Below are 15,031 nucleotides of genomic sequence, written 5' to 3'. Positions count from 1 at the left end.
GTGTCTGTCCGACCCCGGGCTCCTTTCCTCCCCCGGAGGGGAGGAGAACCTTAATCTTTCATTTTCTGTCTCAGGCAATCTCTCAAAGAACTTTGTCGGAGAGCTACTCTCTCCGCTTGCGACCCCGAGGGTCCGTGTCTTGCTTCCCCGCTCCCGAAGGCCGTTTGCCTCGTGGCGGGCTGCAAAGGTCCGAAGTCCTGACGTAACTTCCAAACCTTGGCGCAACTTTTTTTCTCTCTTTCCGCTGCCCTGTTGGCGGCGGCCCCTCTCTTTGTGAAGCGGGCTGCAAAGGTAAGCACCTTTTTTTGTCCCGCAAGCACTTTCTTAAACTTTTTTCCCCGGCCCCTCCGGCCGGCCGCCCCCTGGCGTGGAAGCGGATGCAAAGGTAAGAACTCTTTCTCCTTTCCGCAAGCGCTACCGGGAAGTTTTTTTTCCGGGGCGCTGCCCTCTCAGGCAAGGCTGCGGGCTGTGTTACCGGCGCCCCTTCCCTGTGGAAGCGGGCTGCAAAGGTAAGCTTCTTTTTTCGCCCCGCAAGCGCCCGGCAAAACTTTTTTCCCGGCCCTCGCCGCCGCTCCTGCTGAACGGGGAGGCAAAGGTCGCAAAACTTTCCGGACCCGCAACACCCCGCCCCCAAAAAAGATGTTGCCACAGCGGAAGAAGCTGAAGGCCAGCAGGAAAAGTTTTAGGTGCCACTTCTGTTATCCCTTTCAGCAGAGGAGAAACACATACTCTTGCCCGCTTCTTTTCCCTATGGCATCAAAAACAAAGAGCCCCTGCTTATGTAAAGCAGGGGCTCTTTTATGCTTCTTTACTAGAATATGCAGCTTATACTTTACGCACTTACTGCTTCTCTTTTAAGTGTGCTCTTTCTATCAGGTCCTACTGACACTATAGTAATAGGCACTTGCAGGTGCTTCTCCAGGAACTCCAGGTAATTATTGAAGGCCTCTGGCAACTCATCCACAGACGTTATCTTATTCAGGTCAACCTTCCATCCTGGCAACGACTCATACACGGGTTCCAGCTCACCGGGCTCCATGGAGTGCGGCACCTTGTCAGTAACCTCACCTGAAGGTAGTTTATAGTGCGTGCACACCTGGATCGTATCGAACTCGGTCAGTACGTCGGCTTTCATCATGTTTAGCTGCGTCACACCATTCAGCATGATGCTATACTTCAGGCTTGGCAGATCCACCCAACCGCAACGGCGCGGACGGCCAGTGGTAGAGCCGAACTCACGACCGGCCTGGCGAATCTCCTCCCCTACCTCATCCAGTAGCTCTGTCGGGAAAGGCCCGCTGCCCACACGGGTGCAGTATGCTTTGAAGATACCGTATACTTCGCCGATGTGCCTTGGCGCAACGCCTAAGCCTGTGCAGGCACCAGCCACTACCGTGCTGGAAGAAGTTACGAATGGGTAAGTACCAAAGTCAACATCCAGCAAAGCTCCCTGGGCACCCTCTGCTAAGATGCGCTTGCCACTCTTAAGGGCTTCATTGATCATGTACTCCGAATCCACCAGCTGCAGTGACCGCAGGTAATCCACCGCCTCAAAGAAGTTTTGCTCCTGCTCACCCAGCTCCAGCTGCTGGCCATAGAACTCAACTGTTTTACGGTGGCGCTCTACCAGTTTATTGTAGCGCTCCTGAAAATCCTCCGCTAGTATATCCCCTACTCTTAAGCCAACACGGCCAATTTTGTCCTGGTAAGTCGGGCCTATACCTTTTAGGGTTGAGCCAATCTTGCCGCTCCCCAGAGCCTCTTCAGAAACGCGGTCCAGCACCTTGTGCGACGGAAGTATAAGCGATGCCTTTTTAGAGATGAACAGGTTTTTGGCCGCATCCACCCCACGGTCCTTTAGCTTCTGCATCTCTGTGCGGAAAACAATGGGATCCAGTACCACGCCATTGCCGATGATGTTTTGGATATCCGAATGGAAGATACCGGATGGGATCTGGTGCAGCACGTGCTTGGTGCCTTCAAACTCTAATGTATGCCCAGCGTTAGGGCCTCCCTGGAAACGGGCTACAATATCATAGGTCGGAGCAAGTACGTCAACGATTTTTCCTTTGCCTTCGTCGCCCCACTGTAGACCTATTAAAATGTCAACTGCCATTTAAGTATTTAGTATGTTGATTCCTTTAAGAATTGCGCTGCGAAGTCATCGTTCTCAGCAATTGTAAATATCGCGTTCAGCTTGGTAACTATCAGTAGCTTGCGGATGTGGTCAGATGGTTTGATCAGCACCAGCTCGCCGCCCCGGTTCCGGAACTTGGTAAGCAGCGATACCAGTACCCCCATGCCGCTGCTGTCCATGAAGCGCACATTCGACAGATCCACGGCGCAGAGCAGCGCTTTCCCCTGCTGCTGCCCGTCCACGCTATCGATCATCTGCTGCGTGTCTGTGCCCGCTATCAGGTCGCCCTCCAGCCGGATAAACAGGATATTATCCTTCTGCTCTGTCTGATACTTCATGCTTTTGTTCCTCTGTCGCTTTTCTAGCGCGGCAATCGCCGCAAACACCGTATAAGTTCAGGGAGTGGTGCAAGATATGAAAATTTAACAGTTCACCCACCATAGTTTGTATCTGATGCACGCGCGGGTCGCAAAACTCCACCACCTTGTGGCACTCGGTGCAGATCACGTGGTCGTGCTGGCGATAACCGTACGATTTCTCGTACTGCGCCAGGTTGCGGCCGAACTGGTGCTTGCTCACCAGGTCGTTCTCCACCAGCAGGTCCAGGGTGTTATACACGGTGGCCCGGCTCACGCGGTAGTTTTTGTTCTTCATGCTGATGTAGAGCGACTCCACATCAAAATGCCCGTCGCTGGAGTAGATCTCCTCCAGGATTGCATAGCGCTCAGGAGTTTTACGTAATCCCTTGCTCTCTAAGTATGCCGTGAAGATCTTTTTTACTTCTTCGAACTTCCTTTTATCTAATGCCATTTTCTTCTAAAGTATAAATAAGGCCTCCCCTTAGTCAAAGCGCTCCACGGTAAGTATACCATTTACCTTGCTCATGCGCTGGATGAGCTTGTCGAGGTGGCTTGTATCGTTTACGAATACCATGATGTTGCCTTCAAATATGCCGTCGTTGGAGTCGATGGTGATCGAGCGCATGTTCACTTTCAAGCTCGTCGAGATCACCTTGGTCAGGTCGTTCACCAGCCCCACGCGGTCGGTTCCTTTGATGCGGATGCCCACCAGGAAGGCCAGCTCCTTCTGCTCCGTCCACTTGGTTTTGATGATGCGGTTGCCGTAGTTGGACATCAGTTCCATGGCGCGCTTGCAGTTGGTGCGGTGTATCTCTATGCCGTCATCCTCGGTCTGGAAGCCGAACACGTCATCGCCCGGAATCGGGTTGCAGCACTTAGACATGCTGTACTCCCAGTTCGAGGTTGTCTCCCCGATCACCAGCATGTCCGAGTTCACGCCCCTGATCTTCTGCACCTCTCTGTCGAAGGACTTCGGATCGAGCATAGAGGCAGCCTTGTCTGCGGCGGTTGAGAAGATAACCTCTTTAATATTCTTGATATCGATGTGGCCGGTGGCGATTCTATAGTATAGGTCCTGCAGCGTGGCCACATTAAAGAAAGCCTGCAGCTTGTTCAGGTTCTGCTGGGTGTCGGCCACCCCAATGTACTGCAGCCTGGCTTCAAGCATGGCCTTGCCTTGCTCGGCCTTGTTCTTCCGCTCCTCGCGCAGCGCATCCTTGATGCGGGTACGTGCCCTGGAGGTAACCACGTACTGCAGCCACTCCTCGTTCGGCTTCTGCTTTTGCGAGGTCAGGATCTCCACCTGGTCTCCGTTCTTGAGTTTGTAGCTCAGCGGCACCAGCTTCTGGTTTACCTTCGCGCCCAGGCAGTGCAGCCCTATCTGCGAGTGAATCTCAAAGGCGAAGTCCAGCGCGGTGGACTTGTCCGGCAAGATGATGAGCTCGCCTTTCGGCGTAAATACAAACACCTCCTCCACGAAAAGGTTTTTGCGGAACTCATCCATGAACTCGAGCGCGTTGGCCGTGTTGTTCTCCAGCATGTCGCGCACCTTGTTTATCCACTGCTCCAGCGCCGACTCTGCCGAGGCCGCTCCCTCCGCTTTATACTTCCAGTGGGCCGCGTAGCCGCGCTCGGCAATCTCATCCATGCGCTTGGTGCGTATCTGCACCTCCACCCACTGCCCCGACTTGCTCATCACGGTCGTATGCAGCGACTCGTACCCGTTAGACTTCGGCGTGTTCACCCAATCGCGTAGGCGGTCGGGGTTGGGCTGGTAGAAGTCTGTTATAATAGAGTACACCTGCCAGCAGGCCGCCTTCTCGTTCTCCAGCGGCACGTCCAGTATAATCCGGATCGCAAACAGGTCGTAGATTTCATCAAAGGTGATGTTCTGCTTCTTTATCTTCTTCAGGATAGAGTAGATGGACTTCGGCCTGCCTTTGATGTTAAACTTAAAGCCATACTTGCGCAGCTCATCCTCTATCGGGTGGATAAAGTCCTTGATGAACTTGTTGCGGGCAGCGCGCGTCTGCCGCACCTTCCGCGAGAGGTCCTTGTATGTTTCGGTGTCGGTATACTTTAAGTAAAGGTCCTCCAGCTCCGATTTGATGGCGTACAGGCCCAGCCGGTGCGCCAGCGGCGCGTACAGGTACATCGTTTCGGAGGCGATCTTGAGCTGCTTGTGGCGCGGCATGCTTCCCAACGTACGCATGTTGTGCAGGCGGTCGGCCAGCTTTATAAGTATCACCCGCACATCGTCGCTCAGGGTGAGCAGCATCTTCCGGAAATTCTCGGCCTGCTGCGAGGTTCCGTAGTCGAACACGCCGGAGATCTTGGTGAGCCCCTCGATGATCTTGGCTACGCTCGGCCCGAACTCCCGCTCAATGTCGGCTACCTCCAGGTCGGTATCCTCCACCACATCGTGCAGCAGGGCCGCCACAATAGAGGTAGTACCCAGGCCAATCTCCTCCACGGCGATCTGGGCCACAGCCAACGGATGCAGAATGTAGGGCTCGCCGGATTTGCGGCGCATGTCCTTGTGTGCCTCCAGCGAGGTGTTGAAGGCTTTTTTAATGATTTTGGCATCGTTGTCCTTCAGAAAAGGCTTCGCATGCCGAAGTAGTCTCCTATAATGCCTGAGAATCTCTTTGCGTTCTGCTTCTAGATCGATCATTTTGTGCATCTTGCTATAGATAGCCACCGGTTTGGCCGGTGCGCACTATACCTGCTTTATAACTATAAATAAGCTAAAGGCTTTATAAGTTTCAAATATAAGCTATTATAAGATGCAACCAATACACCGCCCTGCTCATTGCCCCTTGGCAACAAAGCTATATGCAGGTTAAAAAATATTTGCGAAATTTTAAGCTCACATATTGCATTTAAAAAATCGTTGCTTACCTTTGCATCACTAAAACGAGCACAATCAAGCGGATGTGGCGAAATTGGTAGACGCACTAGACTTAGGATCTAGCGCTGCGAGGCATGGGGGTTCGAGTCCCTCCATCCGCACAAACAACAACGAACCCTCAACATACCCTGTTGGGGGTTTGTTTTTAGTAGGTATTTCTAAAATCTTAAATTTTTATAAGCCTTGAATATTACATTAAACCAAACCGACAGCACCAATGCGCAACTGAAGGTGGTACTGGAAGAGGCGGACTACGCACCGAAGGTAGACCAGCAGGTAAAAGAATACAGCAAAAAAGCCCAAATCAAAGGCTTCAGACCTGGCAAAGTGCCTGCGGGGCTTGTAAAGAAAATGTACGGCAAGAGCATCCTGGTGGAGCAGATCAACAAGACGCTGCAGGAGGAGATCTCTAAGTACATCCGTGAGAACGACGTAAAGCTGCTGGGTGAGCCCCTGCCAGAGGCAGATCAGCCAGAGATTGACTGGGATAACCAAAAGACCTTTGAGTTTACCTATCAGGTAGGCCTGCTGCCAGACTTCAACCTTCCGCTGGATAAAAGCGTAGAGGGCTACAAAGTTGAGCTGGACCAGAAGACAATAGACGAGGCTTACGAAAACCTGAAGCGCCAGTTCGGCAAGACCACCAACCCGGAGACCGTAGCCAAAGGCGACTTCGTATCGGGTGAGTTGAAGCAGGTAGACGGCGAGTTCCAGTCTAAAACGCTTATCCCTACCAGCCGTATCGTAGAGGGCCTCGACAAGTTTGAAGGCGCGAAGGTAGACGACGTTATCCGTTTCGATATCCGCAAGACGTTTGGCGACGACAACGCTGCCCTGGCGCACGTGACAGGCCTGAGCAAAGAGGTGGTGGCCGACCTGAATGGTGAGTTCGAGTTCATCGTGGAGAAGATCAACCGCACGGAGCCAGCCGAGCTGAACCAGGAGCTGTTCGACAAGCTTTTCGGCAAAGACGAGGTAAAGACAGAGGAGGAGTTCGACGCCAAGATCCGTGAAACGATCCTAGAGAACTATGAGCGTGAGGCCGACAACCTGCTGTTCCGCAACATCATCGACACACTCGTAGACAACGTAACGGTAGAACTGCCAACAGAATTCTTCAAGCGCTGGATTCAGGTAACGAACGAAGGCAAGCTGACTGCCGAGCAGATTGAAGAGAACTTCGACAAGTACGTGCGCGAGCTGAAGTGGTCCATGATCAAGAACAAGGTTGTGGAGGAGAACGAGCTGAAGGTATCGAACGAGGAGGTAGTGGACGCCACCAAAGAGAAGATGCTGGCCCAGTTTAACATGCCGGAGGTGCCGGAGGAGCTGATGGAAAGCATGAATAGTTATGCACAGCAGTATCTGCAGCAGGACAACGGCCGTAACTATATTAATGAGTACGAGCAACTGCTGGCCGAGAAGGTGCTCGCTAAACTTAAGGAGAAGATGACTGTTGTGGAGAAGACAATCACATCAGAGGACTTCAGAAATATGTCGTTCTAAGCAGAACGCACGTATATAACTTTATAAAAAAGTCCTTCGATTTCAGAAGGACTTTTTTATTTTTGAGAAAACCGTAAACCTAAACAACATGATGTTTAACAAAGACGAGTTCCGCAAATTTGCCGTGAAAGGCCAGGGCATGAGCAGCCTGGGCGTAGACCAATATATCAACCATATAGAAGGCAGGGCCATGCACACCATCGAAAGCATGACGCGCTCTGTGATTGAGGAACGCCCCACCAACTTCCGTGAGATCGACGTGTTCTCCCGCCTGATCATGGACCGCATCATCTTCCTGGGCACCCAGGTAGACGACTTCATCGCCAACATTATCACCGCGCAGCTGCTGTTCCTGGAGTCGGCCGATGCCAAGAAGGACATCCTGCTGTACATCAACAGCCCAGGTGGCTCTGTGTATGCCGGTTTGGGCATTTATGACACCATGCAGTATGTGAGCCCGGACGTGGCTACGATCTGTACTGGCTTGGCGGCCTCCATGGGTGCTGTGCTGCTGGCCGGTGGCGCCAAGAACAAGCGCTCTGCCCTGCCGCACGCCCGCATCATGATCCACCAGCCTATGGGCGGCGCACAAGGCCAGGCCTCTGACATCGAGATCACAGCGCGTGAGATCCTGAAGCTGAAGAAAGAATTGTACGAGATCCTGGCGGAGCACTCCGGTAAGTCTTACCAGGAAGTGTACGACAACTCAGACCGCGACTACTGGATGCGTGCCGAGGAAGCCAAAGAGTACGGCCTGATCGACGAGGTGCTTACCCGCAAAACCTCATAAGTATAAAGTATAACTTATATAGTATAAAAACCCGCAACACAACCTGCTGCGGGTTTTTATATGCCTTGTTTTGCACTAATAAAAGACCCGCAGGGCTAGCATCGGTGCCGCAAAACTGCGTATCGGCAAAAAAGTTTTCCACAGGCCTTTGTGCATACCGCCCCATCACAACCGTTTATACTACAGTCGCTTACCTAAAAATAGCAAAATATTTATCTTAAAATCTTTAGCCGCATTTAAGCCGTACTTGTACAGTTGGATTAAAATTTTTCTACTTGTATAAGTATTCAATTTTGTACCTTTGCTTTACGCATTTGCAGAAGATGCGTAAACTACTCTGGACCAATCGTTTCTTATGGCAGAAATTACGTGCTCATTTTGCGGCAAAAACAAGAAGGATGTATCGGTGATGATCTCCGGTATCAACGCGCATATCTGCGACCGTTGTATCGGGCAGGCACAGCAGATATTGAACGAGGAGAACAAGATTCGCGCTAGCAGCCGTACTCCGAAGTTTAACCTGATGAAGCCGAAGGAGATGAAGACTTACCTCGACCAGTTCGTGGTGGGGCAGGATGAGGCAAAGAAGGTAATGTCGGTAGCGGTGTATAACCACTACAAGCGCCTGATGCAGCAGCCTACCGACGATGACGTGGTGATCGAGAAGTCAAACATCATCATGGTGGGTGAAACCGGCACAGGCAAGACCTACCTTGCCCGTATGATGGCCGGTATCCTGCAGGTGCCTTTCTGTATTGCCGACGCCACCGTGCTTACCGAGGCCGGTTACGTGGGTGAAGACGTGGAAAGTATACTTACCCGCCTCCTGCAGGCAGCCGACTATAACGTGGAGGCAGCCGAGCGTGGCATCGTGTACATCGACGAGATTGACAAGATTGCCCGTAAGAGCGACAACCCATCCATTACCCGCGACGTGAGCGGCGAGGGTGTGCAGCAGGCCCTGCTGAAGCTGCTGGAGGGTACTACCGTAAACGTGCCACCGCAAGGCGGCCGTAAGCACCCAGAGCAAAAAATGATCACGGTGAACACGGAGAACATCCTGTTTATCTGCGGCGGCGCTTTCGTAGGCATCGATAGGCTGATCAAAAACAGACTGAACACGCGCCCTATCGGCTTCTCCAAGTCTAAAATGGACGAGGCGGAGGAAAGCGAGAACTTCCTGAAGTACCTGACAGCGCAGGACCTGAAGAACTTTGGCCTGATTCCGGAGCTCATCGGCCGCCTGCCGGTTGCCACGCACCTGAACCCGCTGGACAAAGAGACGCTGCGCCTGATTCTGCTGGAGCCGAAGAACTCTATCGTGAAGCAGTACAAGCGCCTGTTTGAGATGGAGAACATCAACCTGAGCTTTGACGATAGCGCCCTGGAATATATTGTAGAGAAAGCATCGGAGTATAAACTAGGTGCCCGCGGCCTGCGCTCCATCTGCGAGGGCATCATGACGGACGCCATGTTCGAGCTACCGTCTGAGGAAGGAACCAAGGAGCTGGTGATCACCGGCGACTATGCCCGTGAGAAGTTCGAAAAATCTAGCTTGAAGCAGCTGAAGGTAGCTTAAGCAAGTATAGATAACGATACTATAAAAGAGGGGCTAGCCTGCAACAGGCTAGCCCCTCTTCTTTTTCCTAAAGTCACCTTACCGTTATCCGTCCAGCAGGTCGCCCTCCCCTTCCCAATCATCTTCAGGTAAGGGGCCGTTAGAGGCGGCGCGGATTAACAGTACGGATATCATCAAGCCAGTAAGTCCTAAGGCAATAAACAGCGGTTTCATAGTTCCTGGTTTTAAAGTACACAGCGATTTGCTCCTCCACAGAAGAGGATTTACATCTATACGCGCAGAAACCATGGGTAGGTTTAGACTTTCTCCTCCTGCAGGTACTTCACCATTAGCTCGGCGGCACGCTCGGCGGTTCTAAAGTCGCCAATCTTTTTGCGCACCAGCGCATACCCCTCCTGCTGCTTTTTCATGAAATGCTGGTCGAATAGCACCCGCTTCAGCTCCGCCGTAATCTGCTTGGCCGTAAAATCATCCTGTATCAGCTCCGTTACCACAGGTTTATCGGCAATCAGGTTCACGAGCGAGATATACGGCACCTTGATCACCATTTTGCCGATAGTGTAAGAGATGGGGCTGGTTTTATAGCATACCACCTGCGGCACCCCGAACAGGGCCGTCTCCAGGGTAGCCGTGCCCGAAGTGACCAGCGCCGCCTTGGCCTGCGAGAGCAGGTCGTAGGTTTGGTCGTAGATGATCTTGATGTTGGGGTCCTTATTGTACTGCTCGTAGTACTCTTTGGAGAAGTTGCTCACACCAGCCACCACAAACTGAAAATCGCGGAAGTTGGGCAATACGCTCAGCATCACGTGCAGCATGTTCTCAATCTCCTGCCGCCGGCTGCCCGGAAGTATGGCAATGATGGGCTTGTTGTTGTAGAGCTTGTTCTTGGTCCGGAAATCAGTGGTAGGCACATGGTCCGACACCGAGTCATTTACCGGGTTGCCCACATAGTCCACTTTATAGTTGAACCTGCCGTAAAAGTCCTCTTCAAACGGCATGATCACGAACATGCGGTCCACCACCTTTTTGATGCCGTGCACGCGCCCCTGGTTCCAGGCCCAGATTTTGGGCGAGATATAGTAGAAAACCTTTAGGCCCTGCTTTTTGGCGAAGCGGGCGATGCGCATGTTAAAGCCGGCATAGTCCACCAGGATCACCACATCCGGCTGATACTTCTTGATGTCTGCCTTCGCCTCACTAAGGAAGCCCAGGATCTTGCGCAGGCTCTTGAATACCTCGGCAAAGCCCATGAAAGCCATTTCCTGGTAGTGGCGCACGAGGTCCATGCCGGCAGCCTGCATCATATCACCGCCCCAGCCCCTTACCTGTGCCTCCGGGTCTTGCTTGCGGAGCTGTTTGATAAGGTTGGAGGCGTGCAGGTCGCCGGAGCGCTCCCCGGCAATAATGTAGTACTTCATGGGGTAAGGGTTCTTTTGGAGCTTGTAAAATAAGTATAGCGATTGTAAAGTATAAACCGCTCGCTAAATTATTCTCCAAAATACTCCACGTAGTTGCGTGGGGTTTCGTAAAGCTTCAGGCTGTGCAGGGTTGCAATATTATTGGAGATCTCCTTCACGCGCGGCTCCAGGATTTTCCAGAACTCCACCACCAGGTTCTCGGTGCTGGCCAGTTTGTCCTCCATGAAGGCCACATCCAGGTTCAGGTTCTTGTGGTCTACTTTCTCAATAATGTGCGTACGGATGAGTGTGCTGAGCTTTTTCAGGTCGATCACAAAGCCAGTGTCCGGATCGGGCTTGCCCTTTACCGTCACGATCAGCTCGTAGTTGTGCCCATGCCAATTGGTGTTGGCGCACGGCCCGAAAACCTCCTTATTCTTAGCCAACGACCAGTTCGGGTTGAATAGCTTGTGAGCTGCGTTAAAGTGCTCTAACCTGCTAACGTAAATCATTTATCCTCTAAAATTGTAATTCTTTTTGAACAGCAAATATACAAAGAAAGGAACACCAAAGAACGATGTAATAATTCCGATTGGCAGCCCGGCGGGCGGATAAATAATACGGGAGAGCAAATCGCAGAGCAGCATGAACAAACCGCCGATAAAAGCGCACAGCAGCAGGTTGCCGCGGCCCATCGCGCCCAGCAACCCGCGGGTTACGTGCGGGATGATGAGCCCCACAAAGCCGATCGGCCCGGAAGTGGCCACGGCAAAACCCGTCACGACCGACACGGTGGCCAGTATCACCCAGCGCGTTTGCGCCACCCGTATGCCCAGCGCCTGCGCCCGCTCCTCGCCTAGCAGCAGGATGTTGAGTTGCTTTTGGTAAAAAGCGAAAAGTCCCAGCGCCACCAGCAAGGCCGCCGCCGGGTAAGGCACCATGTCCCAGCTGGCCCGCTCAAAGCTACCCATCGACCAGAACACCACCGACCGCAGCTTCCCTTCGGAATCTGATAAGAATGTGAGCAGCCCCACCATGGCCGTTACCAAAGAACTCAGCGCAATGCCCGCCAGCAGCAGCTGCGCCGGAATGATCTGCCGCTTACGGTAGCCAAGCACCACCACCACCAGCGTCACCACAAAGGCGCCGGCCAGGGCGAACACCGGCGGCAAGTATAAACCGGCCACGGTCATGGGCACAAAACCAAAGAACACGATCACCGCACCCAACGATGCGCCCGAGGCCGTGCCCAGCAAGTAGGGGTCAGCCAGCCCGTTGTTCACCATGGCCTGCATCAGGTACCCGCAAAAGGCCAGGGAGGCTCCTACCACCAGCGCAAGTATAAGCCGCGGCAGGCGCAGGTGCAGTATGGCAAAGTGTGTGGTATCGCTGGGGGCATAATGAAAAAGGGCGTTGAAGATGGTTGCCGCGTCGGTATCGAAAGAGCCGATCTGCAGCCCCAGCAGGAGCACCACCAGGATCAGCAGCAGGGCAAGTACAAAGTATAAGCCGCGCCGCATCATGGGTATAGGAAGCCCTCCAGTTCCCGCAGCGACTCCACTACCCGCGGGCTGGGCCGCGACATCAGGTTATCGTCCGGTTTATAGATGCGGTTGTTCTGATACGCGTTGATGCGCCGCAGCTCCGGGTACAGACTGAAAAACCTCTCGTCCAGCTCCTCCTTCGTGCCGCCTAACAGCACATCCGGGTTCAGCTTCAGCACATACTCGCGCGTGAGCGCCGGGTAAGGCTGCTCAAAAACCTCCTGCACGGCGTTTTCAGCCCCAAGTATACGAAGCTTATCGGTGAAGATGGTGTTCTGCCCATACACATAGATCGGGTCACTCCACGTAATAGCCAGCACTTGCTGCGGCTCTTTGCGGAGTTTATACTTTTGATGCAGCTGTGCCACCTCCTGCCGCAGCGAGTCGGTCAGCTCGCGCGCCTGTTGTTCCCGGCCCATGATGCGGCCAATGTCCTCCAGCCCCGTAAAGATATCCTCCACCGTTCTGTACTTCTGGTAATAGACCGGCACGCCCAGTTGCTGCAACCGCTCGGCCACCTCCAGCGGCGTAATGCCCTCCACGGTAAAGATCAGGTCCGGCTTCAGGGCAAGCACCTGCTCGTAGTCTACCGGGTAATTGCTCACCAGCGGCTTCTGGTACACAGCTCCCGGGTAATCGTCGGTGGGGGTGCGGGCGATGATGGTGCTGGTGTCGAGCACGGCATACAGCATCTCGGTCATGGAGGAGGCAAAGGAGAACACGCGTTCCGGCTTTCCCTGAAGCGTCAGCTCACGGCCCAGGTCGTCTTTTAACACGAGCGCCTTCTCCTGTGTTTGGTTCTCTTGCTCACGGCACGACAACAGGAGCAGGCAAAGTAGGGTATGTAGTATAAATCTGGCTTGTCTCAAGGTACAGTTGGCGCAGGCGGCTCAGTTTATTTTCGTAAATTTAACGCAATTTTAGATACAGGCTTAACAAAGAAACATGATAGTAGTAACAGGTGCCGCCGGTTTTATTGCCAGCTGCCTCGTAAGCAGGCTAAACCAGGACAACTTTAACGATATTGTGGTGGTGGACAATTTTTCCGTTGCCAAGAAGGAAGACAACCTGAAAGGAAAGAAAATAAAGGAGTTCGTGGACCGCGACAACTTTTTTGAATGGCTGGACGAGCACTATGAGGACGTGGAGTTTGTCTTCCACCTGGGCGCCCGCACCGACACCACGGAGTTTAACAAGGACGTGTTCGACCTGCTGAACCTAAACTACTCCAAGCAGATGTGGAACGCCTGCGCCGAGTACCAGATTCCGCTGGTGTACGCCTCGTCAGCGGCCACCTACGGCTCCGGCACCCTCGGCTACGACGACAACGAAGCGACCATTCCGCTGCTGCAGCCACTCAACCCCTACGGCGAGTCGAAGAACGATTTCGATATTTGGGCGCTGGAGCAGACGGCTAAGCCGTTCTTCTGGGCTGGCCTGAAGTTCTTTAACGTGTATGGCCCCAATGAGTACCACAAGGGTAAAATGGCCTCCGTTATCTTCCACGCTTATAACCAGATAAAAGACCATGGCAGCATGAAGCTGTTCCGCTCGCACAACCCGGATTATGCCGACGGCGAACAGATGCGCGACTTTGTGTATGTGAAGGACGTGGTGGACGTGTGCATGTTCCTGATGCACCACCGCAAGAACTCCGGCATCTACAACTTGGGTTCCGGCCAGGCCCGCACCTTTATGGCACTGGCACTAAACACCTTCGAGGCAATGGGCATAGCACCAAACATCGACTTTATGGATACCCCGGAGAACCTGCGCGATAACTACCAGTACTTCACGGAAGCCAACATGAGCAAGCTGCGCTCCATCGGGTACGAGAAGCCTTTTTATACTTTAGAAGAGGGCGTGAGGGATTATGTGCAGAACTACCTGATCCCAGGCAGGTACTACTAGACCGGGTGATCTTCCTGTAACTCCGCTTCCAAAATAAATCAGCGCAAGTATAGTTTAGCTTCTATACTTGCGCTTTTCTTTTGATGCCTTATCTTGAAGGCTCCTTATACATGATCTATAACCATGAAACACCTCTTTGCCTTTGCCCTACTTTGCTGCTTCGGCTACGCCGCCCAGGCGCAAACACAGAACCCGAGCTATGACAAAGCGTTGGCAGACTCTTTGGGGGCTGATGCTTACGGCATGAAGCAGTATGTGCTGGCCATCCTTAAAACCGGCTCCAACACTACCACCGACAAAGAAAAGCTGAACGCATACTTCCGGGGGCACATGGAGAACATCGGCAAGTTGGCGAAAGAGGGGAAACTGATCGTGGCCGGCCCGCTGGGCAAGAACGACAAAAACTACCGCGGCATTTTTATACTGGATGCCAAGACCGTGGAGGAAGCCCGGAAAATGGTGGAAACGGACCCGGCCGTTGCGGCGAAGGTGTTTGACGTGGAGCTTTACCCGTGGTACGGATCAGCCGCGCTACCTGTGTACCTGGAAACGCACAGCAAGATTGAGCAGCAGAAACCGTAGTATACTATATCTTACACTTGGCGAACTACTACAAACCAATCAGCCCCATCTGCCTTTAGTGAAGCAGATGGGGCTGATTGGTTACCGGGCAACCTGTTTACCACCACTCTTTTTTGATAATAGGCAAGAAGAAGCTTCCTCCTTATCCAATAAACTTTTGACACTAATCTACAGAGTTCTCTAAACTGAAATGCGACAGGGAAACAATCTTATCCTGCCGCTTGCAGAGAAAGCAGAAGGAGAGCATCAAAGAAACAAGCAATAGCCTTTTCATTAAGTTTGTTACCATCAAGCGTAGGAATCGGAGAATAGGGG

14 protein-coding genes and 1 tRNA gene are annotated in these 15,031 nt (G+C 52.8%); 6 read left to right on the top strand and 9 right to left on the bottom strand.

All coding sequences use genetic code 11. From position 1 onward, the window contains the following. Positions 1 to 832 precede the first annotated feature (832 nt). The 4 genes from PXG97_RS13425 to PXG97_RS13410 are packed head-to-tail and all read right to left on the bottom strand — an operon-like array spanning position 833 to position 5,170. The gene (locus PXG97_RS13425) at positions 833 to 2,116 is read right to left on the bottom strand and encodes an adenylosuccinate synthase (protein WP_276498258.1); all 1,284 of its coding nucleotides are present in this window, start codon (positions 2,114 to 2,116) and stop codon (positions 833 to 835) included. 8 nt (positions 2,117 to 2,124) lie between these two features. Continuing rightward, the gene (locus PXG97_RS13420; protein ID WP_276498257.1) at positions 2,125 to 2,475 is read right to left on the bottom strand and encodes an STAS domain-containing protein; all 351 of its coding nucleotides are present in this window, start codon (positions 2,473 to 2,475) and stop codon (positions 2,125 to 2,127) included. Continuing rightward, positions 2,447 to 2,947: a Fur family transcriptional regulator gene (locus PXG97_RS13415; RefSeq protein WP_276498256.1), complete on the bottom strand. Its 501-nt coding sequence runs from the start codon at positions 2,945 to 2,947 to the stop codon at positions 2,447 to 2,449. The genes PXG97_RS13420 and PXG97_RS13415 overlap by 29 nt, the downstream gene beginning before the upstream one ends. A 30-nt stretch (positions 2,948 to 2,977) precedes the next feature. Next, a complete protein-coding gene (locus tag PXG97_RS13410; protein WP_276498255.1) occupies positions 2,978 to 5,170 on the bottom strand; it encodes a RelA/SpoT family protein in 2,193 nt (730 codons plus the stop codon). Positions 5,171 to 5,426: 256 nt separating this feature from the next. Here PXG97_RS13410 and PXG97_RS13405 point away from each other — a divergent pair. From PXG97_RS13405 to clpX, 4 genes are all read left to right on the top strand, one after another. Further along, a tRNA-Leu gene (locus PXG97_RS13405) sits at positions 5,427 to 5,508 on the top strand. A gap of 82 nt (positions 5,509 to 5,590) precedes the next feature. After that, positions 5,591 to 6,913 carry a trigger factor gene (gene tig, locus PXG97_RS13400; RefSeq protein ID WP_276498254.1) on the top strand — a complete coding sequence of 441 codons (1,323 nt, stop codon included), beginning with the start codon at positions 5,591 to 5,593 and terminating at the stop codon, positions 6,911 to 6,913. Positions 6,914 to 7,004: 91 nt separating this feature from the next. Then, on the top strand, positions 7,005 to 7,703 hold the full coding sequence (locus PXG97_RS13395; protein ID WP_276498276.1) for a ClpP family protease: 699 nt from the start codon (positions 7,005 to 7,007) through the stop codon (positions 7,701 to 7,703). A gap of 355 nt (positions 7,704 to 8,058) precedes the next feature. Next, positions 8,059 to 9,282 (top strand): ATP-dependent Clp protease ATP-binding subunit ClpX, encoded by a 1,224-nt coding sequence (clpX, locus tag PXG97_RS13390; RefSeq protein ID WP_276498253.1) that lies wholly within the window; start codon positions 8,059 to 8,061, stop codon positions 9,280 to 9,282. A gap of 84 nt (positions 9,283 to 9,366) precedes the next feature. On the opposite strand, the gene PXG97_RS13385 is transcribed toward clpX, so the two are convergent. The 5 genes from PXG97_RS13385 to PXG97_RS13365 form a co-directional block, all read right to left on the bottom strand. Further along, positions 9,367 to 9,495: a hypothetical protein gene (locus PXG97_RS13385; RefSeq protein ID WP_276498252.1), complete on the bottom strand. Its 129-nt coding sequence runs from the start codon at positions 9,493 to 9,495 to the stop codon at positions 9,367 to 9,369. Positions 9,496 to 9,578: 83 nt separating this feature from the next. Further along, positions 9,579 to 10,700 (bottom strand): lipid-A-disaccharide synthase, encoded by a 1,122-nt coding sequence (gene lpxB, locus PXG97_RS13380; protein WP_276498251.1) that lies wholly within the window; start codon positions 10,698 to 10,700, stop codon positions 9,579 to 9,581. A 68-nt stretch (positions 10,701 to 10,768) separates the two neighbouring features. After that, the gene (locus PXG97_RS13375; protein WP_276498250.1) at positions 10,769 to 11,191 is read right to left on the bottom strand and encodes a 6-pyruvoyl trahydropterin synthase family protein; all 423 of its coding nucleotides are present in this window, start codon (positions 11,189 to 11,191) and stop codon (positions 10,769 to 10,771) included. Continuing rightward, complete coding sequence (locus PXG97_RS13370; RefSeq protein ID WP_276498249.1) at positions 11,192 to 12,202, bottom strand: FecCD family ABC transporter permease; 1,011 nt, start codon at positions 12,200 to 12,202, stop codon at positions 11,192 to 11,194. Further along, positions 12,199 to 13,092 (bottom strand): ABC transporter substrate-binding protein, encoded by an 894-nt coding sequence (locus PXG97_RS13365; protein ID WP_276498248.1) that lies wholly within the window; start codon positions 13,090 to 13,092, stop codon positions 12,199 to 12,201. The genes PXG97_RS13370 and PXG97_RS13365 overlap by 4 nt, the downstream gene beginning before the upstream one ends. Before the next feature lie 76 nt (positions 13,093 to 13,168). On the opposite strand from PXG97_RS13365, the gene rfaD reads away from it, so the two are divergent. Both rfaD and PXG97_RS13355 read left to right on the top strand, forming a co-directional pair. Next, positions 13,169 to 14,134, top strand: coding sequence for an ADP-glyceromanno-heptose 6-epimerase (gene rfaD, locus PXG97_RS13360; protein ID WP_276498247.1), 966 nt, complete (start codon positions 13,169 to 13,171; stop codon positions 14,132 to 14,134). A 123-nt stretch (positions 14,135 to 14,257) separates the two neighbouring features. Continuing rightward, on the top strand, positions 14,258 to 14,716 hold the full coding sequence (locus tag PXG97_RS13355) for a YciI family protein (protein WP_276498246.1): 459 nt from the start codon (positions 14,258 to 14,260) through the stop codon (positions 14,714 to 14,716). The last annotated feature ends 315 nt before the right edge of the window (positions 14,717 to 15,031 follow it).

It is taken from the genome of Pontibacter litorisediminis, assembly GCF_029360645.1.
GTDB lineage: Bacteria > Bacteroidota > Bacteroidia > Cytophagales > Hymenobacteraceae > Pontibacter > Pontibacter litorisediminis.
Note: the sequence above shows the minus strand (reverse complement) of the source record. Positions and strands in the feature narration are given on the sequence as shown.

Excerpts from the sequence above, each read along its gene's own strand:
- PXG97_RS13425 (WP_276498258.1), bottom strand. The coding sequence starts at position 2,116 with ATGGCAGTTGACATTTTAATAGGTCTACAGTGGGGCGACGAAGGCAAA.
- PXG97_RS13420 (WP_276498257.1), bottom strand. The coding sequence starts at position 2,475 with ATGAAGTATCAGACAGAGCAGAAGGATAATATCCTGTTTATCCGGCTG.
- PXG97_RS13415 (WP_276498256.1), bottom strand. The coding sequence starts at position 2,947 with ATGGCATTAGATAAAAGGAAGTTCGAAGAAGTAAAAAAGATCTTCACG.
- PXG97_RS13410 (WP_276498255.1), bottom strand. The coding sequence starts at position 5,170 with ATGATCGATCTAGAAGCAGAACGCAAAGAGATTCTCAGGCATTATAGG.
- PXG97_RS13395 (WP_276498276.1), top strand. The coding sequence starts at position 7,005 with ATGTTTAACAAAGACGAGTTCCGCAAATTTGCCGTGAAAGGCCAGGGC.
- clpX (WP_276498253.1), top strand. The coding sequence starts at position 8,059 with ATGGCAGAAATTACGTGCTCATTTTGCGGCAAAAACAAGAAGGATGTA.
- PXG97_RS13385 (WP_276498252.1), bottom strand. The coding sequence starts at position 9,495 with ATGAAACCGCTGTTTATTGCCTTAGGACTTACTGGCTTGATGATATCC.
- lpxB (WP_276498251.1), bottom strand. The coding sequence starts at position 10,700 with ATGAAGTACTACATTATTGCCGGGGAGCGCTCCGGCGACCTGCACGCC.
- PXG97_RS13375 (WP_276498250.1), bottom strand. The coding sequence starts at position 11,191 with ATGATTTACGTTAGCAGGTTAGAGCACTTTAACGCAGCTCACAAGCTA.
- PXG97_RS13370 (WP_276498249.1), bottom strand. The coding sequence starts at position 12,202 with ATGATGCGGCGCGGCTTATACTTTGTACTTGCCCTGCTGCTGATCCTG.
- rfaD (WP_276498247.1), top strand. The coding sequence starts at position 13,169 with ATGATAGTAGTAACAGGTGCCGCCGGTTTTATTGCCAGCTGCCTCGTA.
- PXG97_RS13355 (WP_276498246.1), top strand. The coding sequence starts at position 14,258 with ATGAAACACCTCTTTGCCTTTGCCCTACTTTGCTGCTTCGGCTACGCC.